This window comes from Rhodospira trueperi (genome assembly GCF_900101965.1).
GTDB lineage: Bacteria > Pseudomonadota > Alphaproteobacteria > Rhodospirillales > Rhodospirillaceae > Rhodospira > Rhodospira trueperi.
In genome coordinates, this window is the sequence record NZ_FNAP01000004.1 from 128,143 (window position 1) to 154,402 (window position 26,260).

At 69.4% G+C, this 26,260-nt stretch carries 19 protein-coding genes; 11 read left to right on the forward strand and 8 right to left on the reverse strand.

Going from position 1 to position 26,260, the window contains the following annotated elements; translation table 11 throughout:
- Complete coding sequence (locus BLS85_RS07140) at positions 1-2,190, forward strand: sensor histidine kinase (protein WP_092784399.1); 2,190 nt, start codon at positions 1-3, stop codon at positions 2,188-2,190.
- A gap of 213 nt (positions 2,191-2,403) precedes the next feature.
- On the opposite strand, the gene BLS85_RS07145 is transcribed toward BLS85_RS07140, so the two are convergent.
- Positions 2,404-2,958, reverse strand: a complete 555-nt coding sequence (locus BLS85_RS07145) for a GNAT family N-acetyltransferase (RefSeq protein WP_092784403.1) — start codon at positions 2,956-2,958, stop codon at positions 2,404-2,406.
- Between the two features lie 288 nt (positions 2,959-3,246).
- Between BLS85_RS07145 and BLS85_RS07150 the strand changes: the two genes are divergently transcribed.
- The 3 genes from BLS85_RS07150 (at position 3,247) to phnX (ending at position 7,652) form a co-directional block, all read left to right on the forward strand.
- Positions 3,247-5,577, forward strand: a complete 2,331-nt coding sequence (locus BLS85_RS07150; RefSeq protein ID WP_092784406.1) for an ATP-dependent helicase — start codon at positions 3,247-3,249, stop codon at positions 5,575-5,577.
- A 141-nt stretch (positions 5,578-5,718) separates the two neighbouring features.
- On the forward strand, positions 5,719-6,825 hold the full coding sequence (locus tag BLS85_RS07155) for a 2-aminoethylphosphonate--pyruvate transaminase (protein WP_092784409.1): 1,107 nt from the start codon (positions 5,719-5,721) through the stop codon (positions 6,823-6,825).
- Positions 6,822-7,652: a phosphonoacetaldehyde hydrolase gene (gene phnX / locus BLS85_RS07160; RefSeq protein WP_092784412.1), complete on the forward strand. Its 831-nt coding sequence runs from the start codon at positions 6,822-6,824 to the stop codon at positions 7,650-7,652. Before BLS85_RS07155 ends, phnX begins: the two co-directional genes overlap by 4 nt.
- Positions 7,653-7,657: 5 nt before the next feature.
- Here the strand turns inward: phnX and BLS85_RS07165 are convergent, their stop codons facing one another.
- The 3 genes from BLS85_RS07165 to argC are packed head-to-tail and all read right to left on the reverse strand — an operon-like array spanning position 7,658 to position 10,072.
- Positions 7,658-8,449 carry a hypothetical protein gene (locus BLS85_RS07165; protein ID WP_143027122.1) on the reverse strand — a complete coding sequence of 264 codons (792 nt, stop codon included), beginning with the start codon at positions 8,447-8,449 and terminating at the stop codon, positions 7,658-7,660.
- Positions 8,450-8,459: 10 nt separating this feature from the next.
- Positions 8,460-8,999, reverse strand: coding sequence for a gamma carbonic anhydrase family protein (locus tag BLS85_RS07170; RefSeq protein WP_092784418.1), 540 nt, complete (start codon positions 8,997-8,999; stop codon positions 8,460-8,462).
- A gap of 20 nt (positions 9,000-9,019) precedes the next feature.
- On the reverse strand, positions 9,020-10,072 hold the full coding sequence (argC, locus tag BLS85_RS07175) for an N-acetyl-gamma-glutamyl-phosphate reductase (protein WP_092784420.1): 1,053 nt from the start codon (positions 10,070-10,072) through the stop codon (positions 9,020-9,022).
- Positions 10,073-10,311: 239 nt separating this feature from the next.
- Between argC and BLS85_RS07180 the strand changes: the two genes are divergently transcribed.
- Positions 10,312-10,665 (forward strand): flagellar biosynthetic protein FliO, encoded by a 354-nt coding sequence (locus tag BLS85_RS07180; protein WP_092784423.1) that lies wholly within the window; start codon positions 10,312-10,314, stop codon positions 10,663-10,665.
- A complete protein-coding gene (gene fliP / locus BLS85_RS07185) occupies positions 10,662-11,441 on the forward strand; it encodes a flagellar type III secretion system pore protein FliP (RefSeq protein WP_092784426.1) in 780 nt (259 codons plus the stop codon). The genes BLS85_RS07180 and fliP overlap by 4 nt, the downstream gene beginning before the upstream one ends.
- A gap of 99 nt (positions 11,442-11,540) precedes the next feature.
- Here the strand turns inward: fliP and trmB are convergent, their stop codons facing one another.
- The 3 genes from trmB to metK all read right to left on the reverse strand — a co-directional run bounded on the left by trmB (position 11,541) and on the right by metK (position 15,712).
- Complete coding sequence (gene trmB, locus BLS85_RS07190) at positions 11,541-12,266, reverse strand: tRNA (guanosine(46)-N7)-methyltransferase TrmB (protein WP_092784784.1); 726 nt, start codon at positions 12,264-12,266, stop codon at positions 11,541-11,543.
- A gap of 48 nt (positions 12,267-12,314) precedes the next feature.
- Entirely contained in the window at positions 12,315-14,360 is a 2,046-nt protein-coding gene (locus BLS85_RS07195) for an acyltransferase family protein (protein ID WP_176793461.1), read from the reverse strand.
- 173 nt (positions 14,361-14,533) lie between these two features.
- Entirely contained in the window at positions 14,534-15,712 is a 1,179-nt protein-coding gene (gene metK / locus BLS85_RS07200) for a methionine adenosyltransferase (protein ID WP_092784432.1), read from the reverse strand.
- Positions 15,713-15,996: 284 nt separating this feature from the next.
- Here metK and BLS85_RS07205 point away from each other — a divergent pair, with 284 nt between their 5' ends.
- From BLS85_RS07205 to BLS85_RS07215, 3 genes are all read left to right on the forward strand, one after another.
- Positions 15,997-16,557 (forward strand): hypothetical protein, encoded by a 561-nt coding sequence (locus BLS85_RS07205; protein WP_092784435.1) that lies wholly within the window; start codon positions 15,997-15,999, stop codon positions 16,555-16,557.
- Between the two features lie 173 nt (positions 16,558-16,730).
- Entirely contained in the window at positions 16,731-18,125 is a 1,395-nt protein-coding gene (locus BLS85_RS07210; protein WP_092784438.1) for a class II 3-deoxy-7-phosphoheptulonate synthase, read from the forward strand.
- A 43-nt stretch (positions 18,126-18,168) separates the two neighbouring features.
- A complete protein-coding gene (locus BLS85_RS07215; protein WP_092784441.1) occupies positions 18,169-19,362 on the forward strand; it encodes a nicotinate phosphoribosyltransferase in 1,194 nt (397 codons plus the stop codon).
- Here the strand turns inward: BLS85_RS07215 and BLS85_RS07220 are convergent.
- Positions 19,351-19,689: a DUF1127 domain-containing protein gene (locus BLS85_RS07220; RefSeq protein ID WP_092784444.1), complete on the reverse strand. Its 339-nt coding sequence runs from the start codon at positions 19,687-19,689 to the stop codon at positions 19,351-19,353. The two genes, BLS85_RS07215 and BLS85_RS07220, sit on opposite strands and share 12 nt — an antisense overlap.
- Positions 19,690-20,021: 332 nt before the next feature.
- Here BLS85_RS07220 and BLS85_RS07225 point away from each other — a divergent pair, with 332 nt between their 5' ends.
- Both BLS85_RS07225 and BLS85_RS07230 read left to right on the forward strand, forming a co-directional pair.
- A complete protein-coding gene (locus BLS85_RS07225) occupies positions 20,022-22,100 on the forward strand; it encodes an aminopeptidase P family protein (RefSeq protein ID WP_245699128.1) in 2,079 nt (692 codons plus the stop codon).
- 419 nt (positions 22,101-22,519) lie between these two features.
- Positions 22,520-26,164, forward strand: coding sequence for a hydantoinase B/oxoprolinase family protein (locus BLS85_RS07230; RefSeq protein WP_092784447.1), 3,645 nt, complete (start codon positions 22,520-22,522; stop codon positions 26,162-26,164).
- Positions 26,165-26,260: the final 96 nt, after the last annotated feature.

Below are 26,260 nucleotides of genomic sequence, written 5' to 3' on the forward strand. Positions count from 1 at the left end.
ATGAGTGATGGCGCGTCAGACGAGGGGAGACGTGAGGTCAAGGCGTCCGACGCGCCCGGGAACGCGATCGCCCACGCCGCAAAGCGCCGTCCCAACCGAACCGTGCTGCTGTCCGCGTTCGCCCTGGCGGTGATCGCGCTGTTCGTGGGTGCCGTCTACGCCACGTTCCTGTTGACCGAGGCCCGGTATGCCGAAACGACGCGGATGGCCGCCCATCTGGTCGAGGACAGCATCACCCGCACGCTGGAATCGACGGAGACGACCCTGCTGGGCGTCGCCACCATGATCCGGTCGGTGGGGTCACTGGAGACTCCCCAGGCCCGTCAGGACATGGCGATCCTGGTAGACCAGTCCCTGCGGTTCGCGCCCTATCTGCGCCAGATCATGATCGCCCGGTGCAACGGCGCCGTTGTCTTCGACAGCGTGGGGCGCGTCCCCGAAGACGGCGGTCACCGCATCAATCCCATCGGGCTCGGGCTGTGCGACATTGAAAAGGGGGGCGCCACCCTGTCTCACACCAGCCTGTTTCGGGGGCTGCGCATTGGCCCGGAAACCCCAGGCCGGTTCCTCCCGTTGGTGGATGGGCCGGAGGACCTTTCCCCCCGAACCATCATTCCGGTGGCGGTGATGGCCACGCCCGAGGTTCTGGTCGTGGGCGCCCTGAACCCCGCCAGCCTGCGGCGAATCCTTGACGACGCGCGATTCGGCGTGGCCAGCGCGGTGCGGATCACGCGACTGGACGGCACGACGGTTCTCGACGCGGAGGATCCCGAGGTCTCCGTGCTGCGGGGCCGCTCCGTTTCGCTGATCGACGCGGCGCGGGACGGCATTGAGGTCGGTCAAAAGACGCTGTCCGACCCGAACAGAATGCTTCCGGCCGGCAGCGCAACCTTCCGCCTGTCGTCGCGCTATCCCGTGGCCGTGGTGGTGGCCGTCGCGCGCGGTGATCTGGTACGGCAGTGGCTGGAGAGCACCGGCTCGCTTCTGTTCTGGAGCGTCGTCTCGCTGTTGGCCCTGGGTCTGGGCGGCGCGGTTCTAATGCGGGAATCGATGCGGCGCGCCCGGCTGGAGGGGCGGCTGCGGCTGATCAGCCTGACCGAGGCGGTGTTCGCGCACACCGCCGAAGCCATGCTGGTCACCGACCGGAACCATCGCATCCAGGCCGCCAACCCCACCTTTCTGACAACGACCGGGCACCACTCCGAAACCGTGATCGGCGCCACCCCGGACGATTTTCTGACCCGGGCCACTGTTGCAACGCCGGAAGACGGGGGGGAAGACCCCTCCGGCCCGCCGCACTGGTGGCTGCGCCGGGCCTCCGGCCCGCCGCGCGCGGTGGAACTGCGCGGTGCCCCGCTGGGGCCGGACACCACCATCCTGACGCTGAACGACATTACCGACCGCATCGCCGTGCAGAAGGCGTTGAAGGACGCGCTGCGCGAGGCGGAACTGGCCAATCGCGCCAAGTCCGAGTTCCTGGCCGCCATGAGTCACGAGTTGCGCACGCCCCTGAACGCCATCATCGGCTTCTCGGAAATCCTGCGCGACGAGATGTTCGGCCCCATCGGCATGGCAAAGTACAGGACCTATGCCGAGGACATTCATGGCAGCGGCAGCCTGCTGCGCGACATCATCAATGACCTGCTCGATCTGGCCAAGATCGAGGCCGGCAGGTTCGAGTTGTTCCCGGAACCGCTGGACATCAACGCCGAGATCGAGGGGGCGTGCCGTCTGGTCCGAGAGCGAGCGACCAATCACGGCCTGACCTTGACCGTGGCGGGCTGTGCGTCGGCGCCCACCCTGGTTGCCGACCGCCGGGTGTTCCAGCAGATCCTGATCAATGTTCTGACGAACGCGATCAAATTCACGCCGCGCGGCGGGCGCATCTCGGTGTCCTGCGAGCAAGACGCCGACGGAGGCCTGAGCGTGGCCGTGAGCGACACGGGCATCGGCATCGCGCTGGAGGAGCAGGCCCGCATCTTTCACACTTACGAACGGGCCATCAACACCGAGACCCGGCACATTGAGGGCAGCGGCCTGGGCCTCGCCCTGGTCAGGTCCATGATGGACCTGCACGGCGGAAGGGTCTCGCTTCAGAGCGCGCCCAACGAGGGGTCGACCTTCACGATCACGTTTCCGCCGGTTCCAGGTGACGAGGCTGATCGGAGCCATGCGGAACCGGATGACTGACTGAGTCCCGACCCGCCACCGAAAACAACCGACCGATGGCCAGGTGGGGTCTTGTTGGAGATCCCTCGACGTGCCGCCGGGCCGCCGTTCCACAGGGGTGGAGACCGGTTTTAGAGCACATCCCGAGCGATCCGAAACGGATCGCGACGACGATTTGCTTCAAGATCAAATAATTAGAGCGCATTGCGTGATTTGGAGCGCACGCAATGCGCTCTAAGGTTCTCCCGAGGCGGACAGACAGGGCCGCGCGCCAGCATGCGGAGACTCTCGTTCCGTCGCGATATGCTCCAGGAACACGACGGCCTTGTCCCCAGGGCCATAATCCGCGCGGCCGATCTCGCGAAAGTCGAGGGCCTTGTGAAACGCGAGGGAGCCCGGGTTTGGCGGGCGCTCATTGACCTCGCACAGCACGCGGCCATGCCCCTCGCGCCGTGCGGCCGCAATCACCGGATCGTATAGCGCCCGGCCGATGCCCCGCCCGCGCGCGTCCGGCGCGACCACGATCCGGTCCACATAGATCAGGTGACTCCGGTTGGCGCATCCCCAGCGATAGTTCGGGCTGTCATGGTCCAGGCCGGGCGGCAGGGCCAGCATGAAGCCGGCCAGGCCCCCATCCGCGTTCCGGCAGGCGACGGCCACCGCCGACAGCGCCCTCAACCGGTCGAGGGCCGCGAGATCCAGCGCGTTGACGTGCGGCACGGCGGCGTTGTTCAGGGCCAGGGCGTCGGGCAGGTCGGCGTCCGTCAGGGGTGTCGGCGAAGGGGTCATGACAGCGGGTCCGGCGGAGAGGTGTGGGCAAGGCCACCATGGCATAGCAAGACGGCCGGCGAGATCAAGGCCGGACGGCTTCATGCCACGTCCGCTCACCCTTGTCGGCTCAGAACTGGTCCGCGCTTGGTTGTCCTCCGGACGCCTGCCGAAGGGAGCGCGCACCATGCGCCGGCCCGGGCCGTGCTTGCCCGTCCCTGCTGGCCCCGATATAGTGGAGCAGTTCTGCATTCGTACCATATGTCGCCGCCGCGCCCGAACCGGGCGGTCCCAAACCCCGGGGGAGCCATGACCGATCCGTTCGACCTGACCGACGAGCCGTTGGACGACCCGGCCCCCGGCGCGGCCGCGGCGCCGGCCCCGGCGGATGCCCCACCGCCGCCCTGGCTGACCGGTTTGAACCCGGAGCAGCGCCACGCTGTCGAAACGACCGAGGGGCCGGTCCTGGTGCTGTCCGGCGCCGGCACCGGCAAGACCCGGGTGCTGACCACCCGCGTCGCCTATATCCTGCACCGGCGCCTGACGCGGCCGTGGCGGGTGCTGGCGGTGACCTTCACCAACCGGGCGGCCCGCGAGATGCGGGAGCGACTCGGGTCCATGATCGGCCCGGTATCCGAGAGCGTCTGGCTCGGCACCTTCCACGCGCTGAGCCTGAAGATTCTGCGTCGTCACGCCGGGCTGGCCGGGCTGCGCGACGGGTTCACCATTCTGGATGCCGACGACCAGCTCCGCCTGCTCAAGCAACTCATGACCGACGCCGGCCTTGACCCCAAGCGCGAGCCGCCCAAGGGCCTGATGGGCCGCATCCAGCGCTGGAAGGATCGCGGCCTGACCCCTGACCGGGTGCCCGAGGACGACGTGAAGGGCGCCGCCGGCCGCCGCGCCGGGGACCTTTATGCGCGCTATCAGGCGCGGCTTCTTGAACTCAACGCCTGCGATTTCGGGGATCTGCTGTTGCACACCCTGGGGATCCTGCAAAAACACCCCGACGTCGCCGAAGAGTACCAGACCCGCTTCGACTACATCCTGGTGGACGAGTACCAGGACACCAACGTCGCCCAGTACCTGTGGTTGCGCCTGTTGGCGGCGCGGCACAAGAACCTGTGCTGCGTCGGCGACGACGACCAGTCGATCTACTCGTGGCGCGGCGCCGAGGTTGGCAACATCCTGCGCTTCGAGACCGACTATCCGGGTGCGGCCGTCATCCGCCTGGAGCGCAACTATCGCTCCGCTCCGCCCATCCTGGGCGCCGCGTCGGCCTTGATTCGCCACAACGCCGACCGTCTGGGCAAGGACCTGATCGCCGCCGGAGCCACCGCCGACGACCCCGACGCGCCGCCGGTCAAGGTGCGCGGCCTGTGGGACGGCGAGGCCGAGGCGCGCTGGGTGGTGGAGGAGATCGAGGCTCTGGGGCACGAGGGCCTGCCCGCCGCCGGCACCGCGATTCTGGTCCGCGCCACCTTCCAAATGCGCGAGTTCGAAGACCGCTTGATGGCCTGCGGTGTGCCCTATCAGGTCATCGGTGGCCCGCGCTTCTACGAGCGCCTGGAGATCCGCGATGCCCTGGCCTACCTGCGGCTGGTGGCGCAGCCGGACGATGATCTGGCGTTCGAACGCATCGTCAACACGCCCAAGCGCAGCTTGGGCGAGGCCAGCCTTCAGATTGTGCAGAAGCATGCCCGGGCCGAGGGCAAGCCGCTGCTGAACGCCGCCCGTGACCTGTCGGACGGCGACGACCTGAAGGCGCGGGCGAAAAAGGCGCTGGCCGCGTTCGTCGCCGACGTGGACCGCTGGCGCGCGCTGGTGGGCGGGCTGCCCCCGGCCGAGCTGTGCGCCACGATCCTGGAAGAGTCCGGCTACGCCGCCATGTGGAAGGCCGACAAGAGCCCCGACGCCCCCGGCCGGGTTGAGAACCTGGAGGAACTGGTCGGCGCGGTGGCCGAGTTCGAGAGCCTGGACGCCTTCCTGGAGCACATCGCCCTGGTGATGGAGACCGAGAGCAAGGGGGCCGCCGCCGGGGTGACCCTGATGACCCTGCACGGCGCCAAGGGCCTGGAGTTCGACGTCGTGTTCCTGCCGGGGTGGGAGGAGGACATTTTCCCCCACCGCCGTGCCCTGGAGGAGGGCGGGCAGGCCTCGCTGGAGGAGGAGCGCCGGCTGGCCTATGTCGGCCTGACGCGGGCGCGTAAGCGGGCGTTCGTCTCCTTCGCCGCCAACCGGCGCATCTACAACAACTGGCAGGCGTCGCTGCCCAGCCGCTTCGTGGACGAACTGCCCGACGACTTCGTCGAGAAGGCCAGCGATACCGGCCTGTACGGCGCCGTCACCGCCGGCTTCGCCGAGGAGCCGGGCGGCTGGGGCACGCGACACGCCCGGCGCTCGCTCAACGGCAATGGGAATGGCGGAGGCGGTGGCGGCACGCGCCTGTCTCCCGGCACCGGCTCATGGAAGGCGCGCGACCGCTCCGGCGAGGGCACGGACATCGCCGTCGGCCAGCGCGTGTTTCACCAGAAGTTCGGCTACGGCCGGGTGCTGTCCAACGACGGCGGCAAGCTGGCCGTGGACTTCGAAAAGGCCGGCCGCAAGACCGTGGTGGCGGGGTTTGTGGAGGCGGCATAGGGAGGGGCATGCCGCGCGCGGGGGCGCGTTCGGCCCCGAATTTCAAGAAACGGTCATGCCTCCGGATGGGACCGCCGTCGCATGGTGCCGGCCGCGCGGGCGGCCGCGCTGACAGAGCCACCGATACCGAAGAGAGCTTTGATGCGTGATCCCCTGCTGCTGACCCCCGGCCCCGCCACCACCGACATCGCCGTCAAGGCCGCCATGCTGCGCGACTGGGGGTCGTGGGACGACGATTTCCGCGCTGTCACCGCCGAGATCCGCCGCCGCCTGCGGGCCATCCTGGGGCCGGCGGGCACCGATTACGAGTGCGTGCCGATGCAGGGCTCCGGCAGCTTCGTGGTCGAGGCCATGCTGGGCACCCTGGTGCCGCCGGACGGCAAGGCGCTGGTGCTGATGAACGGCGCCTACGGCAAGCGCATCACCCGCACGCTCCAGGTCATGGGCCGGCCGCCGGTGGTTCTGGACAAGGGTGACTATCTGCCCCCGACCCCGGCGGAGGTGGACACCCTGCTGGCCGCCGATCCGGCGATCACGCATGTCGTCGTGGTCCACTGCGAAACCAGTTCCGGCATTCTCAACCCGGTGGAGGCCATCGCCCGCGTCGTCGCTGGGCACGGCCGCCGCCTGCTGATCGACGCCATGAGCAGCTTCGGCGCGCTCGACCTCGACCCGGCGCGCATCCCCTTCGACGCCGTGGTGGCCTCCGCCAACAAGTGCCTGGAGGGCGTGCCCGGCTTCGGCTGGGCGCTGGTGCGCCGCGATGTGCTGGAGGCGGCGGCGGGCAACGCCCATTCCCTCAGCCTCGACCTAGCCGACCAGTGGCGCCACATGGAGGCCACGGGGCAATGGCGTTTCACCCCGCCGACCCATGTGGTCGTGGCCCTGCGGGCGGCGCTGGACGCCTACGAGGCCGAGGGCGGCCTGCCCGCGCGCGGCGCCCGCTACGAGGCCAACCGCGCCGCCCTGGTGGAGGCCATGGCCGGGATCGGCATCCGGCCGTTCCTGGAGCCGGATGTGATGAGCCCGATCATCGTCACGTTCCGGTGCCCGGACGATCCGGCGTTCGACTTCCCGGCCTTCTATGAGGCGGTCAAGCGGCGCGGGTTCGTGCTGTACCCCGGCAAGCTGACGGAGGCCGAGACCTTCCGCGTCGGCTGCATCGGGCAGGTCTGGCCGGCCGACATGCGCGCCGCCGTGGCCGCCGTTGCCGAGGCCTGCGCCGAGATGGGGGTGAGCCTGCCATGACCTTCCGCTATGCCCGCGCCTATACGGGGCCGTTGCGCGCCGTCGTGTTCGACTGGGCCGGCACGCTGATCGACTTCGGCTGCCGGGCGCCGGCGGCCGTCTTCCAGGCCATCTTCGCCGAGGCCGGCGTGCCGGTCACCGAAGCCGAGGCGCGCGCGCCCATGGGCCTGCCCAAGCGCGATCACATCGCCGCCGTCGGTGCGGCGCCACGCGTGGCCGCCGCGTGGCGCGCGGCCCACGGCCGACCCTTTGGCGAGGCCGATGTGGACGCACTCTATGACGTCTTTCTGCCGCGCCAGATCGACACCGTGGGACAGTATGCGGATCTCATCCCCGGCGTGGCGGCGGCGGTGGCGGCGGCCCGCGCGCGCGGGCTGCTGATCGGCTCCACCACCGGGTACACGCGGGACATCATGGACATCTGCCTTGCCCGCGCGGCCGAGCAGGGCCTGACGGTCGACGCGCTGGCGTGTGCCGGTGACCTGCCGCGCGGCCGGCCCGGCCCCTACCTGCTGTGGCGCGTGCTGACCGAGTTGGCGGTCTACCCACCCGAGTCGGTGGTCAAGGTCGGCGACACCCCGGCCGACGTCGAGGAAGGGCTCAACGCCGGCTGCTGGGTGGTGGCGGTCGCGGCCTGCGGCAACGAGACCGGCCTGTCGGAGGCCGACCTCGCGGCTCTGCCCGAGGCCGAGCGCGCCGCCCGGATCGAGCGGGCGCGGGGTGTGCTGGCCCGCGCGGGCGCCCATGTGGTGATCGACAGCACCGCCGACCTGCCGGCGATTCTGGACGACCTGTCGGCCCGCTTCGCGCGGGGCCAGCGGCCGTAGGCCGTTTACGGCTGATGGGTTTCCAGGCCTGTCGTGGCGGGCGCGCCGCGTTCCATTCGGTCCATCAGGCCGTCCATCGCCGCCGTCAACAGGCCGTCCGTGACCGTCACGCCGTCCACCGTGCGGCCGACCAGCGAGGCGCACAGGTTGAGCGCCGCCAACGGTGCCTCGTGGGCCTGTCGCAGCGTGTCCCAGGCCGGGCCGCCGCCGGTCGCCAGATCGCGCAGCACCGGCGGGCTGGCCATGCCGACGGATTCGATCAGCGGGAAATCGGCGACGCCGTGCAGGTGGGTCAGCATCTTGGGGCCGATGATTTGCGGGGACGTTCGGCCGGGTGCCGCGCGCGCCAGCAGACCGCCCGCGACGTGGATCAGGAACGGCAGCACCGGATCGCCCGGGCCGAACACGCACACCGCGTTGTGAACATGGCGGCGCACACGCGGCTCGCGTCCGTCCGGGCGGACCTCGACCCAGGTCTCGCGGCCGAAGGCATGGGTGCCCGCCGTGCTCAGGTCGAGTCGATCCGGCGCGAAGACGAACACGTCGGCGTCGAGCCACGCCACGCGCTCCCAGCGACCGCTCGCCAGTTCATCCCGGATCCAGAGCAGGCGGGCGAGATCGGCGCGCACCGGCCCGCGCGCATCCCGTGCCGCCAGCGCGGGCGGTAGACGGTCGAACAGGGTGTCGCCCTCAAGGCGGTGGTCCGCACCGACGCGCCCGGCCCACGCCCGCACGCTGGCCACGCATCGGCGCACCCAGGCGGGCGCGTCCGGCCCGTGCGACTGCAGGACCAGCAAACCGCCCACGTCAGGAGGCGGCGCGCGCGGCCAGGACCTCGCAGTATTCGCGGGCCAGTGCGGCGTAGCGGTCGGCCTGCTCCTGCCAGGTCTTGGTATCGTCCTCGGTCAGGTCCCGCTTGAGTTTCGCCGGGCTGCCGGCCCACAGTTCGCCGGCCTTGACCCGCTTGCCGGGGGTGACCAGCGCCCCGGCAGCGACCATGGCGCCCGTCTCCACCACGCAGCCGTCCATGACCGTCGCGTTCATGCCGACGAAGCAGCGGTCCTCCAGGGTGCAGGCGTGGATCAGGGCCTGATGGCCGATGGTGACGGAATCGCCGATGTAGGTTCCGAAGGTCCCCTTGCTGACGTGGATCACCGTGCCGTCCTGAACATTGGTGTTGGCGCCGATGCGGATTTCGTGCACATCGCCGCGCACCACGCACCCGAACCAGATGCCGGTTCCCGGCCCGATTTCGGTGTCACCGATGACCGTGGCGCCGGGCGCGACGAAGGCGTCCGGCGCGATGGTCGGCAGCACGCCCCGATAGGGCAGGATGATGGGGGTCATGGCGAGGACCTCCGCAGGTGTCAGGGGAAGATCGGTTGCAGGGCCAGCCCGGCGGTTTCCGGCAGACCGAGCATGACGTTCATGTTCTGGATCGCCTGACCGGCGGCGCCCTTGACCAGATTGTCGATGGCCGTGACCAGGATCACCCGGCCGGGCAGGCGGTCGTCGGCGGCGCCGATCAGGCACAGGTTGGAGCCGCGCACATGCCGCGTCTGCGGCAGCGTGCCCTTCGGCAGCACCTTGACGAACGGTTCGCCCTGGAACCGGACGGTCAGCTTTGACAGCAGGGTGCCGGCATCGGCTTCACCGACCGTGCGCACGTAGATGGTGCACAGGATGCCTCTGTTCATGGGCACCAGATGCGGTGTGAAGTTGACCAGCAGGGGGCGGCGCGCGGCGCGCGACAGTCCCTGCTCGATCTCCGGGGCGTGGCGGTGGCTGGCGACGGCGTAGGCATGCAGGCCCTCCGAGACCTCGCCGTGCAGCAAGCCCTCCTTGGCGCCCCGGCCGGCGCCGCTGACGCCCGACTTGGCGTCGATGATGATGTCGTCGGGCTCGATCAGGCCCGACTCGATCAACGGAATCAGCGCCAGTTGCGGGCCGGTCGGATAGCAGCCGGGATTGGCGACCAGTCGCGCGTTCGCGACCCGCTCCCGATCCAGTTCGGTCAGGCCGTAGATGGCGGTCTTCTGAAGCTCCGGCGCCTTGTGCGGGCCGCCGTACCATTCGGCGTAGACGTCGGTGTCGAACAGACGGAAGTCCGCCGACAGATCGACGATGCGCAGGTGCTCCGGCAGGCGGGCGATCACGGCCTGGGTGGTGGCGTGGGGCAGGGCGCAGAACACCACATCGACGCCAGCCCAGTCCTCGGCCGTCACGTCGTCGATGGAGACCAAGGGCGGTGCCTTGACCTGGGCGAGGTGGGGGAACACGGCGCCCAGGGTTTGGCCGGCGCGGCGGTCGGCGGTGAGGATCGCAAGCTCGGTATTGGGATGGGTGTCCAGCAGGCGCACCAGTTCCGCGCCGGTGTAGCCGCTGGCGCCGAGAATCGCGATCTTGACCGTCTTCGTCATGGGACGGGGCTTCCCCTATTCGTATGGGTGGGAACGGCCGACACCATGCCCGATCACGCGGCGGGTCTCAAGGTGGCGCTGAACCGCGTTCAGGGCTGCTGGAGTCATCTCCGACGCCGGCATTAAGCCCACGTTAGGTCTCCCGATGCTATGCCCTGTAGGAACCATCGTGCGCCGTGCGGTGCCGAAGCCTCCCTCCCGAGGCCGGGGCCGCCGGCCTGCCCTCTGGTGCGCGCCTCATGGACCTGGACACCTATACCCGGTTTGCCCTCGCCCTGATGCTGGTGCTGGGCCTCATATTCCTGATGGCCGCGTTGCTGCGGCGGTTCGGGTCGGGGGCCGGCGCGGCCGGTGGCGGGCGTGGCGCGCGCCGCCGCCTGGGCGTGGTGGAGGGCGCCGTTGTCGACAACCGGCGCCGGCTGGTGCTGGTGCGGCGCGATGACCGCGAGCACCTGCTGCTCATCGGCGGCGTCACCGATCTGGTCGTCGAGCGCGACATCGTGCCCCCCGCGATGCCGGAGCCGCCGCAGGAGGCGCCGACGCCGTCCTTTCGGACCTTCCTGGCGCGCGGTCAGCAGGCGGGGTCGTCATGACCCGGACGGCGCTCGTTCTCCTCGCGGTTCTGTCGGGCGTCCTGGCGATGGCGGTCATGGCCGCTCCTCCGGCCTGGGCGCAGCAACTGTCCATCGACCTGGGCAACGGCGACGGCACCATGACCGCCCGCGTGGTCCAGCTTGTAGCCCTGATCACCGTGCTGTCGGTGGCGCCCGGCATTCTGCTGATGACCACGTCTTTCATCCGCATCATCGTGGTCTTCTCCATCCTGCGCCACGCCATGGGCACGCAGACCACACCGCCCAACATGCTGTTGATGGGTCTGTCACTGTTCATGACCATGTTCATCATGGCCCCGACCTTCGAGCAATCCTGGGAGTCCGGCATCGCGCCGCTGGTCAACGAGCAGATCGACGAATTCGAAGCCTTCGACCGGGCCGTGGTGCCGCTGCGGGAGTTCATGCTGCGCCATACCCGGCCCAAGGATCTGGCGCTGATGATCGACCTGTCGAATGCGCCGCCGGAGACCACGGCGGACGACGCCTCGCTGGCGGCCATCGTGCCCGCCTTCGTCATCAGCGAATTGCGCCGGGCGTTCGAGATCGGGTTCCTGATCTACGTGCCGTTCGTCATCATCGACATGGTCATCGCCTCGGTGCTGATGTCCATGGGTATGATGATGCTGCCGCCGATGATGCTGGCGCTGCCGTTCAAGCTGGTGTTCTTCGTGCTGGTGGACGGCTGGTACTTGGTGGTCGGCAGCCTGGTGCAGAGCTTCGGCGAGGCCGGCGTGGCGATTCCGCCGGGCGGATAGGGCCGCTCAGGCCGGCTCCGCACCCGAACACGCGCTCTATTGAATTGATATTGAAGCAAATCGTCGTCGCGATCCGTTCCGGGTCGCTCGGGATTTGCTCTATGATGAACCGTCCGCCCGCGCCCGCCGCCTGAAATCGAGATAGACCGGCCGGCGTCCCTGGGTCAGCGCTTTGGCCTCGTAGCGTGTCCGGACATGGTCGGCCGGGGGCCGGCGCCAATCGTCGGGCCGCCGCGCGGTCCAGGCGAAGGCCGGGTGGACGGTGGTGTGCATCAGGGTCCAGCGGATATAGCCCATGTCGTCGCTGGCCACCCGCAGCAATCCACCGTCCGCCAGCAGCCGCGCGAACAGATCCAGCCGCCGGGGGGCGATCATGCGCCGCTTGGCGTGGCGGCTCTTCGGCCAGGGATCGGGAAAGAGGACGAAGATCCGCTCCAGGCAGGCCTCAGGCAGATGCTCCAGCACGGGGCGGATGTCGTCCGGATGGACCCGCACGTTGGTCAAGCCGGCGTCGTCCACCGCCGCCACCAGCTTGGCGACCCCGTATTCGAACACCTCGCCGCCGATGAAGCCCACGTCGGGATGCGCCGTCGCCTGGGCCGCCAGATGCTCACCGCCGCCGAAGCCGATCTCCAGCCAGACCGCGCGTTTGGGCTCTGGGAAGAGGGCCGCCGGATCGAGCGTCTCACCCTCTCCGGGGGTCGGAATGGCCAGATCGGGCAGGCGCCGCTCCATGGCCGCCTGCCGGCCGGCGCGCAGGGGCTTGCCCTTGCGCCGGCCGTAGAAGCGGACGTCCTCGGTGCGGACGGCGTTGGGGTCGGACACGGTCTGACACTCCTCCTCGGCGATCTCTTTCAAGGGCTCGGGATCGGCTCACTCTTCCGCCGCGCCGGGGCACGCGGCGACCAACTCCGGATGGCGCGCCAGCAGGTAGTCGGCGCCGGCGGCGGAGAGGTGGCTGGAATCGTGGAAGGCCGGAACCCCGTCGATGGCGGCCAGGCAGGTCTCCTCCGGGCAGAAGGCATCCAACGGGTCGATGAGCGTTCCGCCCCACCGCTGGGTGGCCTCACGGAACACCGGCATGTAGGTGGCCCGGCGTTCTTCCTGCCGGGACCGGGTCATCCAGCTCTGGCCGGGCAGCCAGGGGAACCGAAGGTCCAAAGCCAGGGATTGCGGGACGTCGATATCATGGGTCGGCACGTCAACCAGAATCCGCAGGCGTGTCGTCTCGGCGAGTTGGGACACGGTGTCCTTCAGCGCGGCCTCGAACAGCCGATCCGGCGGCTCGGATCGACCGACCGCCTTCAGTTTTCCCGGGCGAAGCTGGCCGAACCATCCGGTTGGGCGCAGCGCGTAGGTGTCCCAGTGCGCCACCAGCGTCACACAGGGCGGGTGCAGGAGGCGGATCACTTCGGCGACGGCGACATTGCGGTCGGCGCAGGCCTGCGCTGCCTCCGCCGACAGGGCCGACCAAGCCGTGCCAAACAGCGGCGGACAGGCGCCCATCGCGAACGACAGCCCCAGGCTGCCGGCTTCGCTGGCGGCGATCCCGGCGGCGGGCTGGATGGCCCCCAGATGGCTGTCGCCCCACAGCACGAAGGATACCCGCTGTGCCGATGGGTCGCCCAGGGCGCAGGCTGTGACGTCCGCGTGGCTCCCCAGCACGCTGTCGGGAATGGGGAGGGTTCGGCTCAGGTCGGCCAATGAGCCGCAGCGCATGCCGTCCCGGCGTTGGTCGGCCTCGACCGCAAGAACCGTCTGAATTTGGGGAGAAATTCGACCGGGCAGACCCTTGCCGAGCACCGCGACGGCGATGGCGCAGAGCAGCAGCGCGACCGCGAACCCCATGGCGAGCATCAGGTCGCGGGGGCGCCCCAGGACCCGCCGCTTCCGCACGGGCATCTCGATCCAGTGATAGCTCAGGCTGGCCAGCCCCAGCGACACCAGCAGCAGCAGGATCGTCTCCAGTTCGTTGATATCGACGAACGCCTGACGCGCGGCGACCAGGACCGGCCAGTGCCAGAGATACCAGGAATAGGACAGGCGCCCGACATAGACCACCGGCCCACTGGACAGGCCAAGGTGACGGCCGGCCCGTCCGGGAGCCGGGTGCTCGACGGTCAGAATCACCAGCAGCGCCCCCACCACGGCGGGCACGGCGGCCGGCCCGGGAATCCCGGTCTGGCCGGAGACCAGGACGGACGATCCCAGGATGAGCCCAAGGCCGGCGGCGAGCGTTCCGATGTACACCCAGGGCATGCTCAGGGCGCTTCGCAGCACCACGGGCCGCGCGGTCAGGGCCAGACAGGCTCCGGCGGCCAGTTCCCAAACGCGCAACGGGGTCGAAAAGAAGGCCCCCGGCGTCTCTTCGGTGGCTCCACTCCATCCGGCGAAGGCGAACGAAGCCAAGCCAACGCCGGCGACAACGGTCGCGAGACCCGCCCGACGCAGGGGCAGCAAGAGAAGAAACGGCCAGACGAGATAGAATTGCTCCTCGACTGACAGCGACCAGTAATGAACGAGCAGGTTCGAGTCCCGAACCGGGTTGAAGTAGTCTTCCGTGAAAAAGAAGTACCAGTTCGCGGACAGGCCGAGTGCTGCGGCCATCGCCTGGGCCAGATCGACCAGACTGTCGGCGTCCAGGGCCACGAAGCCGAAGGTCAGCACCACGGCGGACACGGTCACCAGGGCCGGCCCCAGGCGCCGCATGCGGCGGACGAAAAACGCCCGCACATCGAACGTGTTGCGCTGGATCTCGGCGTGGATCAGGCCGGTAATCAGGTATCCAGAAATGACGAAAAAGACATCAACGCCCAGAAACCCGCCCGGCATGAAATCCGGAAAGGCATGGTACAGAGCGACGATGGAGACCGCGATGGCCCTGAGCCCATCCAGCGCGGGGATGTAGTCGCTCCTCATGTCGAGACGTGCCTTGCCCATCATCGCGGGTCCGGAACAGGCGGAACACGGGCCGGCCGGTGTCGAAAGCAACGTGGTTTCAGCCCGTCACGGACCAAGGTCAGGGGCTGCCACCGCAACACGGACGGGCGGCGGGTGTCCTTCGGCCACCCGCCCTACGCCTTGATCCCGGATCAGCCGCCCAGGGCGCTCTTCAGATCGTTGACCAGATCCAGGCGCTCCCAGGAGAAGCCGCCGTCGTCCTCCGGTGTGCGGCCGAAGTGGCCGTAAGCGGCGGTGCGGGCATAGATCGGCCGGCTCAGCTTCAGGTGCTCGCGGATGCCGCGCGGCGACAGGTTCATGACCTCCTGCAACGCCGCCGCCAGCTTGGCCTCGTCCACCGTGCCGGTGCCGAAGGTATCGACATAGACCGACAGCGGCTTGGACACGCCGATGGCATACGACAGCTGGATCACGCACTTGGTCGCCAGCCCGGCACCGACCACGTTCTTGGCCAGATAGCGCGCGGCGTAGGCGGCCGAGCGGTCCACCTTGGTGGGGTCCTTGCCGGAGAAGGCACCGCCGCCGTGCGGCGCCGCGCCGCCGTAGGTATCGACGATGATCTTGCGCCCGGTCAGGCCGCAGTCGCCGTCCGGCCCGCCGATGACGAAGCGGCCGGTGGGGTTCACATAGAACTCGTCCTCCGGGCACATCCAGCCGTCGGGCAGGACCTTCAGCACATGCTGGCGCACGTACTCGCGGACCTCCTCGGTGGTGGCGGCGTCGGCGTGCTGGGTGGAGACCACGACGCTGGTGGCGCCGACCGGCTTGCCGTTGGCGTAGCGCAGGGTGACCTGACTCTTGGAGTCGGGACCCAGAATGCCGGTTGCGCCGCTCTTGCGCGCCTCGGCCAGCGATTTCAGGATCCGGTGCGAAAAGGCGATCGGCGCCGGCATCAACTCGTCGGTCTCGTCGCAGGCGTACCCGAACATGATGCCCTGGTCGCCGGCGCCCTCGTCCTTGTTGCCGGCGGCGTCCACGCCCTGGGCGATGTCGGACGACTGCGCGTGCAGGTGGACCTGGACGTCGGCGGTCTTCCAGTGGAAGCCGTCCTGCTCGTAACCGATGTCCTTGATGGCGTCGCGGGCCACCTGCTCTAGAAGGTCCCTGTTCTGGGCCACCTCGGCCGGTCCCCGGACCTCGCCGGCCAGCACCACCAGATTGGTGGTGGTCAGCGTCTCGCAGGCCACGCGGGCCAGCGGATCGGCGGCCAGGAAGGTATCGACGACGGCATCCGAGATGCGGTCGCAGACCTTATCGGGATGGCCCTCGGACACGGACTCGGACGTAAACAGGTAGTCTTGCAGCGGCACGGCGGGGCTCCTTGGCGACGGGCGGCGGGACGGACCCGGAGAGAATAGAGGCAGGCGCCCGGGGCTTGAGGTCGCGGTCTCGCGCGGTCCTCCCCCGGCCGCCATTAAGGCGCGGTTCTTGGCATGAAACACGGGGGGTTGACAAGGGTGCGTCTCGCCGCGTCGTGAGACCAAGCCACCCTGGGCGGGCTCGTCCGGGTGTTCCGGCTTGACGCGGTCGGGGCCACATGCGGGAATGACAGGTGGACCGACCCCTGGTCCTTTTCGCGAAAGGAGCGAGCGCCATGCCCTTTCCCATTGTCGGCGTGGTTGCCCTGGGCACGGCGGCGACGGCCTTGCCGTACCTGCTGTATGGCAAATCCGCCTATGTCGGCGAGGCCAGCCCGAGCGGCCTGGGCGACACCGTGTCGAAGACCGTCAACACCACACTGGAGGCCGTCCATCAGCGTCTGGTCGAAAAGGGCGGCACCTTTTCCGTCACGAAATACGTCTGGAACGGCAAGTCCTGCGTTGAGGCCGCCGCCGACCGGGGCGCCTATCTGGCCGGGTTGCTGACCTCCCGATGGACCATTCACAGCTATACGGTGGGAAACTACACCCACACGTTCAACATGCTGGAATATCAGAAGAATTTCTGGATCGTGGACAGTTACGTGATCGTCTACATCAAGTGCCTCGGCGCCACCCTTCCGGCCGACCTCGTCAAGACGCCGCAAAGCACCAGCCTCAAGGGGACCGCCGGCATGGATCCGACGCCCCGCGCGGTGACCCCGACCGTGACCGTGCCGACCTACACGCCCGTCACCGTCACCAAGGACAACATGGGACGCATTCTCTACCACTGAGATGGGACCTCAACGCCTCCCCGTGTTCGCCTGTCCGCGCGCGGACACGGGTCGAGGCTGTGTTTCATTCTTCCATCACGAAAGCTCTCCGCTTATATCAGGGGCACCTCGGGTGGGGTGCCTGCCTGGCGGGCACTTCGACGACAGCCACCGGCAAGGAGACGACCAGGACCATGGCCCGTGACTGGAGCGCGCAGAGCTGGCGCGCCAAACCGATTCAACAGGTGCCGGACTATCCGAACCCGGATCGCCTGCGCGCCGTCGAGGCCGAATTGGCCGCGCTGCCGCCGTTGGTGTTCGCCGGCGAGGCCCGGCGCTTGCGCAAATCCCTGGCCCAGGTGGCGGACGGCAAGGCGTTTCTGCTCCAGGGCGGGGACTGCGCCGAGAGCTTCGCGGAGTTCGGCGCCAACACCATCCGCGATACGTTCCGCGTGATCCTGCAAATGGCCGTGGTGCTGACCTACGGGGCGGCCTGCCCTGTGGTCAAGGTGGGGCGCATGGCCGGCCAGTTCGCCAAGCCGCGCTCCGCGCCGATGGAGGAGATCGACGGCGTCTCGCTGCCGTCCTACCGGGGCGACATGGTCAACGGCATGGAGTTCGAGGCCGACACGCGGCGCCCGGACCCGGACCGGCTGCTGCGCGTCTATCACCAGTCGGCGGCCACCCTGAACCTGCTGCGCGCCTTCGCCCAGGGCGGTTACGCCGATCTGTTCCAGATGCACCGTTGGACACTGGACTTCGTCAAGGGCAGCCCGCAGGCCAACCGCTACGAAGACATGGCGAACCGCATCACGGAAAGCCTGGGCTTCATGGAGGCGTGCGGCCTGACCGGCGACTCGGTGCCCCAATTGCGCGAGACCGAGTTCTACACCGCCCACGAAGCCCTGCTGCTGAACTACGAGGAAGCGCTGACGCGCGAGGACTCGACCCAGCCCGGGGAGCACTACTCCACCACGGCGCACATGTTGTGGGTGGGCGACCGCACCCGCCAGCGCGACGGCGCGCACATCGAATACCTGCGCGGTATCCGCAACCCCATCGGTCTGAAGGCCGGCCCCTCGATGACCGAGGACGAACTGTTGCGGCTGATCGACGTCCTTGATCCCAACAACGATCCGGGCCGCCTGACCGTGATTGCCCGCATGGGCGCCGACGCCGTCGAATCTCACCTCGCGCCCCTGGCGCGGGCCACCAAGCGCGAGGGGCGCAAGGTCGTCTGGGCCTGCGATCCGATGCACGGCAACACGGTGAAGGCCTCCAGCGGCTTCAAGACCCGCTCGGTGGACCGCATCCTCAAGGAGGTGCGCGGCTTCTTCGCCGTGCACCACGCCGAGGGCACCCATGCCGGCGGTGTGCATTTCGAGATGACCGGGCGCGACGTTACCGAATGCATCGGTGGCGCCCAGGCCATCACAGAGGCTCGCCTGGGCGACCGTTACCACACCCATTGCGATCCGCGTCTGAACGCCAACCAAGCCCTGGAACTGGCCTTCCTGATCGCCGAGGGTCTGAAGCAGGAACGCAACCTGGGCAAGCTGGCCCCGCCCGGTCTGGCGGCCGTGTCGTAACACTGAGGCCGTTGCCCAGCATCCCGAGCGCGTGGGAGTTATCATGGAATCGTCCATTCCATCGGATGCCGGCGGCGGCATCGGCGTCACTTGGCCTCCGGCCGAGCGCATTCAGGCCTGGACGGACTCGTACTTCGTCCGCACCCGTGCCATCGTCCAGCGTTTCGGGGATTGCCGCGCGACCTATGCCATCTTCATGCGCCGGCCGGTCGTCTACGCCCCCCGGCTGGCGCTGAACTGGCTGCGGGCGGTGGCCGAGACCCGGGGCTTCGAGGTCACCATTGAGGAGACGTTCCGGGAAAGCCAGTGGGTCGGCGCCGGCGAGCCGATGATGTACCTCAGCGGCTCCATGGCCGGGCTGGCCGACCTGGAGACTCTGTTCCTGCAGAAGCTGGGGGCGTGCGGCGTCGCCGCTTACAACGCCTTCACCATGAGCGCCGAACTGCCCGGCGTGGCGTTCCTGGCCATGGACGCGCGCCACTGTGCGGGCACCGAGATGGCCGAATTGATGGCCTATGCCGCCTCCGTCGGCTCCAGCCGCGCCCAGCGCAAGGCCGGCGCCAAGGGCTTCATCGGCAACGCCACCGACGCGACGGCCCATTTCTTCGGGCAGGACCGAGGGTTGGGCACCATGCCGCACGGCCTGATCGGCTATGCCGGCTCCACGCTCCGCGCCGCCGAGATGTTCCACGAGACCTTTCCGGACACGCCCCTGACGGTGCTGGTGGACTATTTCGGACAGGAGATCTCGGATGCTTTGGCGGTCTGCCGCCGCTTCCCTGAATTGGCGGCCGAGGGCCGGCTGAACATCCGCCTGGACACGCACGGCGGGCGCTTCATCGAGGGACTGGACACCCAGAAGTCCTACGAGGTTCTGGAACGCTACTGCCCCGATGCCATCCGGGGCTACCGGTCGGAGACCGAACTGCGCTTCCTCATCGGCACCGGCGTGTCGGCGGCCGCCGTCTGGCATACGCGCGAGAGCCTCAACGCGGCCGGTTTCGACCGCGTCGGCATCGTGGCGTCGTCGGGCTTCGGCCCGGCCAAGTGCCGGGTGATGGGCTATGCCCGGGCCCCCATCGACGTGATCGGCACCGGCAGCTATCTGCCCGACAATTGGAACGAGACATACGCCACCGCCGACATCATTGCCTATGACGGCGAGCCGCGCGTCAAGGTCGGTCGCGAGTTCCTGTTGCGCCGCCTGGAAAAGGACGCGCCCCCGTCAGCGGACTGAGCCCGGGCGCCGGAACCGTCCCGCCACCACCGCCGGAATGTCGGCGCGGGTCAGGCCGATGTCGGCGAGTTGATAGTCGTCCATCTCCTGAAGCGCGGTCTCGACCTCCCGGCGCGCCATCCAGCCGCGGACCCGCTGTATGAGGCCGCGCAGCCCGGCGGCGCGGGACGGATGATCGTCGTTGGAGGCTGTCGCGCAGACCGCGCCGGAACTGCCGGTCCGCGCGGGGCTCGGCCAGGGCAGGAACGGCGTGCTCCACACGGTGCCGAGAACCGACGCCTGCCGCAGCGCGCCTCCGTCCTCTGTGTGATCGGCGGTCAGCCACATGGTGTTCACTCCTTGAAACCGAAACGGCGCTTCCTCATCTCCGGTGCGCCGAGTTGAGGCAGTCGAGCCACGTCCTCGCCGCCCGCGCGGCAAGAGGCCATCGGCTGCCCTGAAAAGCCAAAAAAGGCGGGCTTGGGTCCTCGCGAGACCCGCACCCACCCCATGGACAGGAGTATGGGGCCGGTGTGTTCGTTACGGCAGCGAAATCCGCGCAGATCCGGAATGCGCCGGGCGCATGGTGAGCGGGCCGTTTCGCGCATGGGTCCCGCGGCCCCTCCGCCCCCATATCAACGCTGGACAATCCCGCACCGACACGCTTCCCTGAGCCTGCCATGACACCTCAATCGCAATCCAAGTCCCGCGCCCGGTCGCCGTCCTCCCCGCCCGACACACGGCGGGTCGATGACGCGATCGCCACTCTGAGCGAGCTGATGGCCCGCGCGTGGCACGGGCCGCCCAACCGACAGGATCTGCGCGCGCTGATCGCCGGGATTTCCACAACGCCGCCTCCCGTCGATCACGCCTGGATGGACTTGGTCGCGGTGCCGCCCCGGTCCCCCGACATGGTCGAGGCCCTGGACGCCGCGCGCGCGGCGCTGACCCCGCCGCCGTTGACCCTGGATGGCGCGCGGGACGGATCCCGGTTGGGCGCGTTGCGGGCCATGCTGGACGGATTGAACGTCTGTGGCGTCATGGTCCCGCGCGCGGACGCCCACCAGGGCGAGTTCGTCGCCGCCAACGCCGAGCGCCTCGCCTGGCTGAGCGGATTCACGGGGTCGGCCGGGGTCGCGGTGGTGCTGAAGGACCGGGCCGCCCTGTTCGTCGACGGTCGCTACACCTTGCAGGCCAGCGAGCAGATCAACACCAGCCTGTGGGAGATCGTGCCGACCACCCGCGTGTCCGTGGGCGACTGGCTGGAGCGCACCCTGAAGTACGGGGATCGGCTGGGCTATGATCCGTGGCTGCACACGGTCGGCGAGATCGACCGGCGCACCGCCGTCTGCCGGCGTATCGGCGCCCGTCTCGTCGCGCTCTCCGCCAGCCCGATCGACACCCTGTGGACGGATCGTCCGCCCGCGCCCCTCGGCCCCGTTGTCCCCCACCCGGAAAGCTATACCGGGCGGGCCAGCGAGGCGAAGCGGGAGGACATCCGATCCACCCTGCGCGCGCGCGGCTGCGCGGCGACCGTCATCACCGACCCCGCCGCGCTGGCGTGGCTGTTCAACATCCGGGGCTCGGACGTGCCGTTCACGCCGCTCGCCCTGGGGTTCGCGATTCTGTGCGAGAACGGTCGCGCGACCCTGTTCATGGACAACCGGAAAATGACACCGGCGGCCCGCGCCCACCTTGGTCCCCATGTCGCGGTGCAGGCGCCGGGCGCGCTCGGCGCGGCCCTGGACGCGCTGGGCAAGGACGAGCGGCCGGTGCTGCTCAGCCGTGACGGCTGCGCCCAGTGGATCCGCGCCCGCCTGTCCAACGCCGGAGCCAAGATCGAGCTTGGGGACGATCCCGTCGCCTTGCCCCGCGCCCGCAAGACGGCGGTCGAAATCGATGGCGCCCGCGCGGCGCACCGGCGTGATGGGGCCGCGCTGTGCCGGTTTCTGTGCTGGCTCGACCAGGAGGGGCCGCGCGGGACGCAGACGGAACTCTCGGCCGCCGAGCGGCTGCGGGCCTTCCGCGCCGAAGGTGACCTGTACCGGGGACCGAGTTTCGAAACCATCAGCGCGGCCGGTCCCAACGGCGCCATCGTTCACTACCACGCCCGGCCCGAGACCGACCGGCGCCTGGAGCCGGACACGCTCTATCTGGTGGACAGCGGCGCGCAGTACCGCGACGGCACCACCGACGTCACCCGCACCGTGGTCATCGGCCAGCCCACGGCGGAGCAGATCCGCCGCTTCACCCGGGTCCTTCAGGGGCATATCGCGCTGGCCACGGCGGTGTTTCCCCCCGACACCACGGGCACGCACCTGGATATCCTGACCCGCCGCGCCCTATGGCGCGACGGCCTGGACTTCGACCACGGCGCCGGTCATGGCGTCGGCAGCCATCTGGGCGTTCACGAGGGGCCGCAGCGCATCGCCCGCCGGCCCTCCAGCGTGGGCCTGGAACCGGGCATGGTCCTGTCCAACGAGCCCGGATACTACAAGGCCGGCGCCTACGGCATCCGGATCGAGAACCTGGTGTTGGTCTCCACCGCCGCCGCTCCGGAGGGGGCGGAGATCGCCCTGCTCGGGTTCGAGACCCTGACCCTGGCGCCCATCGACCGGCGGCTGATGGACACGGGCGTGCTGAGTTCGGAGGAGCGTGCCTGGGTGGACGCCTATCACGCCCGCGTTCGCGACGAGATCAGCCCTCTGGTGGACCACGAGACCCAGGTGTGGCTGACCGGGGCCACGCGACCGCTGTAGGATCGGCCCCGTGCGGCACGCGTTGCCAGCCCGCCCCGTGACAGACGATGCCAGACGCATCACATGCCACCTGATGCGATCCTGATCCGAAGTCCGTTTGATCCGTTCGCGAATGCGTAGGTTGGGGTGAGCGTAGCGAACCCCAACGCCAGTCGGTTCTGGGGGCCGAAACGTTGGGGTTCGGTGCATGGCACCTCACCCCAACCTACGGAAATCCGGTCGAAGAACGCGAACCAATCAAGCGGTTTTCGTATGATACGGCTTCCGGAAAAATGGTTCGCACCTGTAGGGCGGCTGGCCGAAGGACAGCCGCCGCAAAGTCGAGAGCCGGCGGGTGCCCTTCGGTCACCCGCCCTACACGTGATCGTCGTTACACCGAGTCAATCATCCGGTTTTCATATGACGGAGCCCGTTCGCTCATGACTGCCGCCGACCCCGCCGCCAACGCGCTTCAGGCCGCCCCAAAGGCAAATGAAACCGCCGACCGCTGGCAGATCTGGATCGACCGGGGCGGCACCTTCACCGATCTGGTGGCGCGCCGGCCCGACGGCGCCCTGGTCACCCACAAGCTGCTGTCGGACAACCCGGAGCAGTACGCCGACGCCGCGCTTCAGGGGATCCGCGATCTGCTCGGCGTCGGCCCCGATGATCCCATTCCGGCCGCGCGGATCGAGGCCGTGAAGATGGGGACCACGGTGGCCACCAACGCCCTGCTGGAGCGCACCGGCGACCGGGTGGCACTGGTGACGGCCCAGGGGTTCGGCGACGTGCTGCGCATCGGCACCCAGAACCGGCCGCACCTGTTCACGCGCCGGATCGTGCTGCCGGAGATGCTGTACGAGCGGGTCATCGCGGTGCCGGGGCGGGTGACGGCGGAGGGCGAAGAGATCGCGCCCCTGGACGAGGAGGCCGCCCGCGCCGGCCTGCAACAGGCCCATGACGACGGCATCCGCGCCGTGGCGGTGGCCTTCCCGCACGGCTACCGTTTTCCCGACCACGAGCGCCGCGTCGCCGCCATCGCCCGCGCCATCGGCTTTCCCCAGGTCTCGGTGAGCCACGAGGTCAGCCCGCTGATGAAGCTCGTCGGGCGCGGGGATACCACGGTGGTGGACGCCTACCTGTCGCCGATCCTGCGGCGCTACGTCGACCGGGTGGCGGGCGAGTTGGGCGACACCCGGCTGATGTTCATGCAGTCCAACGGCGGCCTGACCGACGCCCGCCTGTTCCAGGGCAAGGACGCCATCCTGTCCGGCCCGGCCGGCGGTGTCGTGGGCATGGTCCGCACGGCGGAGATGGCCGGCTTCGGGAAACTGATCGGCTTCGACATGGGCGGGACCTCCACCGACGTGTCGCATTTCGATGGGGAGTACGAGCGCGCGTTCGACACCCAGGTGGCCGGTGTGCGCGTGCAGGCGCCGATGATGCGCATCCACACCGTGGCGGCCGGCGGCGGGTCGATCCTGCACTTCGACGGGGCGCGGTTCCGCGTCGGGCCGGACAGCGCCGGGGCGGATCCCGGCCCAGCCTGCTACCGGCGCGGCGGGCCGCTGGCGGTGACCGACTGCAACGTCGTCCTGGGCAAGATCCAGCCGGAGTCCTTCCCCAAGGTGTTCGGCCCCGACGCCGACCAGCCGCTGGATGCCGAGGCCGCCCGCGCTGGCTTCGCCGCCATGGCCGCGCGCATCGGCGACGGCCGCCCGGCCGAAGTGGTGGCCGAGGGTTTTCTGCGCATCGCCGTCGAGAACATGGCCAACGCCATCAAGACCATCTCCATCCAGCGCGGCTATGACGTCACCGAATACGCCCTGGTCTGCTTCGGCGGCGCCGGGGGGCAGCACGCCTGTCTGGTGGCCGACGCGCTGGGCATGTCGACCGTGTTCCTACATCCGTTCTCCGGCGTGCTGTCGGCTTACGGCATGGGGCTGGCCGACGTGCGGGCGATGGGCGAGCGCACCGTGGGCGCGCCCCTCGATGAGGCCGGAGCCGCCGAGGCCCAAGCCGCCCTGGACGCGCTGGCGGACCAGGGCCGCGCCGACATCGCCCGCCAGGGCCTGGACGGGGATGCCGCCACCGTGCTGCGCCGGGCGCACCTGCGCTATGACGGTTCCGACACCGCGCTGGAGGTGGAGGCCGGGCCGGTGGCGGACATGGCCGCCGCTTTCGCCGCCCTGCACAAGGCGCGGTTCGGCTTCACCCTGGACAAGCCGATGGTGATCGAGGCGGTCTCGGCGGAGACCATCGCCACCACCGTCGCCGTGGACGAGGCCGACCTTGATCTGCCCCGGCGCGACGGCGCGCCGGAGCCGCGCGACCGCGCCCGCCTGTTCAGCGGCGGGGCGTGGCACGACGCGCCCCTGCACGATCGCGCCGACCTGCGGCCGGGGGATGCCATCGACGGCCCGGCGATCATCGTCGAGCCCACCGGGACCATCGTCGTCGAACCCGGTTGGCGCGCCGGCCTGACGGCCAAGGGCCATGTCGTGCTCGACCGCGCGGTGCCGCGCCCCGGGCATCAGGCCATCGGCACCCAGGCCGATCCGGTGATGCTGGAGGTGTTCAACAACCTGTTCATGAACATCGCCGAGCAGATGGGGGCGACGCTCCAGAACACCGCCACGTCGGTCAACATCAAGGAGCGGCTGGACTTCTCCTGCGCCGTGTTCGACGGCGCCGGCAACCTGATCGCCAACGCGCCGCACATGCCGGTTCACCTGGGCTCGATGAGCGAATCGGTGCGCGCCATCGTGGAGGTCCACGGCGGCGCCATGCGGCCGGGCGACGTCTACGTGACCAACGCGCCCTACAACGGCGGCACCCACCTGCCCGACGTGACCGTCGTGACCCCGGTGTTCGACGACGCGGGCCGGGAGATCCTGTTCTACGTCGGCGCGCGCGGCCATCACGCCGACATCGGCGGCATCACCCCGGGGTCGATGCCGCCGCACTCCACCACCGTGGAGGAAGAGGGCGTGCTGATCGACGCCTTCCACCTGGTGGATGCGGCGGACGGTTTCCGCGAACGCGCGCTCCTGGATCTGCTGGAGGGCGGGGCGTACCCGGCCCGCAACCCGAGGCAGACCATCGCCGACCTTCAGGCCCAGATCGCCGCCAACGAGAAGGGCGTGCACGAACTGCGGCGCATGGTCGATCACTTCGGGCTTGATGTGGTGCGGGCCTACATGGGCCACGTCCAGGACAACGCCGAGGAGACCGTGAGGCGCGTTCTGGACGTGCTGGAGGACGGCGCGTTCCGGGTGGAGATGGACGACGGCGCGGAGATCCGTGTCGCCATCTCCGTGGACCGGGCCGCGCGGCGGGCGGTGGTGGACTTCGCCGGCACGTCGGCCCAGCAGCCGGGCAACTTCAACGCGCCCAAGCCGGTGACCCGGGCGGCGGTGCTGTACGTCTTCCGCACCCTGGTGGACGAGCCCATCCCGATGAACGAGGGCTGCCTGAAGCCCATCGACATCCGCGTGCCCGAAGGGTGCATGCTGAACCCGGTGTATCCGGCGGCGGTGGTGGCCGGCAACGTCGAGACCAGTCAGGCGGTGGTGGACTGTCTGTACGGCGCGCTCGGGGTCATGGCCGCCGCCCAGGGGACCATGAACAACCTGACCTTCGGCAACGCCCGCCACCAGTATTACGAGACCATCTGCGGCGGTGCCGGGGCCGGGCCGGACTGGGACGGCGCGTCGGCCGTACACACCCACATGACCAACAGCCGCCTGACCGACCCGGAGGTGTTGGAGGCCCGCTTCCCGGTGCTGGTGGAGGACTTCCGGGTGCGCGAGGGCTCCGGCGGGGCGGGGGCGCACCGGGGCGGCGACGGCGTGGTGCGGCGGTTGAGGTTCCGCGAGGCGATGACGGCGGCGATCCTGTCCAACCGCCGCCGTGTGCCGCCGTCCGGGCTGAACGGCGGGACGGACGGTGCCTGTGGCCGCAATGCGGTCGAACGCGCCGACGGGACGGTCGAGGACCTGGGCCCCACCGCCAGCGTCGAGGTGGCGCCGGGGGATGCGGTGGTCATCGAAACGCCCGGCGGTGGGGGATTCGGAGAAACGTAGGGTGCGTCCGCGCCGAACGGCGCGATGCACCGTCAGCCGGTCCGTCGCTCGCTGCGGTTGCGGCGGTCAGGTGACGGCCCCGACGTATTGACGCTG

Coding starts and splice junctions, on each gene's coding strand:
- BLS85_RS07140 (WP_092784399.1), top strand. CDS start 1: ATGAGTGATGGCGCGTCAGACGAGGGGAGACGTGAGGTCAAGGCGTCC.
- BLS85_RS07205 (WP_092784435.1), top strand. CDS start 15,997: ATGCCCTTTCCCATTGTCGGCGTGGTTGCCCTGGGCACGGCGGCGACG.
- BLS85_RS07195 (WP_176793461.1), bottom strand. CDS start 14,360: ATGAGGAGCGACTACATCCCCGCGCTGGATGGGCTCAGGGCCATCGCG.
- argC (WP_092784420.1), bottom strand. CDS start 10,072: ATGACGAAGACGGTCAAGATCGCGATTCTCGGCGCCAGCGGCTACACC.
- BLS85_RS07215 (WP_092784441.1), top strand. CDS start 18,169: ATGGAATCGTCCATTCCATCGGATGCCGGCGGCGGCATCGGCGTCACT.
- BLS85_RS07220 (WP_092784444.1), bottom strand. CDS start 19,689: ATGTGGCTGACCGCCGATCACACAGAGGACGGAGGCGCGCTGCGGCAG.
- BLS85_RS07170 (WP_092784418.1), bottom strand. CDS start 8,999: ATGACCCCCATCATCCTGCCCTATCGGGGCGTGCTGCCGACCATCGCG.
- BLS85_RS07210 (WP_092784438.1), top strand. CDS start 16,731: ATGGCCCGTGACTGGAGCGCGCAGAGCTGGCGCGCCAAACCGATTCAA.
- phnX (WP_092784412.1), top strand. CDS start 6,822: ATGACCTTCCGCTATGCCCGCGCCTATACGGGGCCGTTGCGCGCCGTC.
- BLS85_RS07225 (WP_245699128.1), top strand. CDS start 20,022: ATGACACCTCAATCGCAATCCAAGTCCCGCGCCCGGTCGCCGTCCTCC.
- BLS85_RS07150 (WP_092784406.1), top strand. CDS start 3,247: ATGACCGATCCGTTCGACCTGACCGACGAGCCGTTGGACGACCCGGCC.
- BLS85_RS07145 (WP_092784403.1), bottom strand. CDS start 2,958: ATGACCCCTTCGCCGACACCCCTGACGGACGCCGACCTGCCCGACGCC.
- BLS85_RS07230 (WP_092784447.1), top strand. CDS start 22,520: ATGACTGCCGCCGACCCCGCCGCCAACGCGCTTCAGGCCGCCCCAAAG.
- BLS85_RS07155 (WP_092784409.1), top strand. CDS start 5,719: ATGCGTGATCCCCTGCTGCTGACCCCCGGCCCCGCCACCACCGACATC.
- fliP (WP_092784426.1), top strand. CDS start 10,662: ATGACCCGGACGGCGCTCGTTCTCCTCGCGGTTCTGTCGGGCGTCCTG.
- BLS85_RS07180 (WP_092784423.1), top strand. CDS start 10,312: ATGGACCTGGACACCTATACCCGGTTTGCCCTCGCCCTGATGCTGGTG.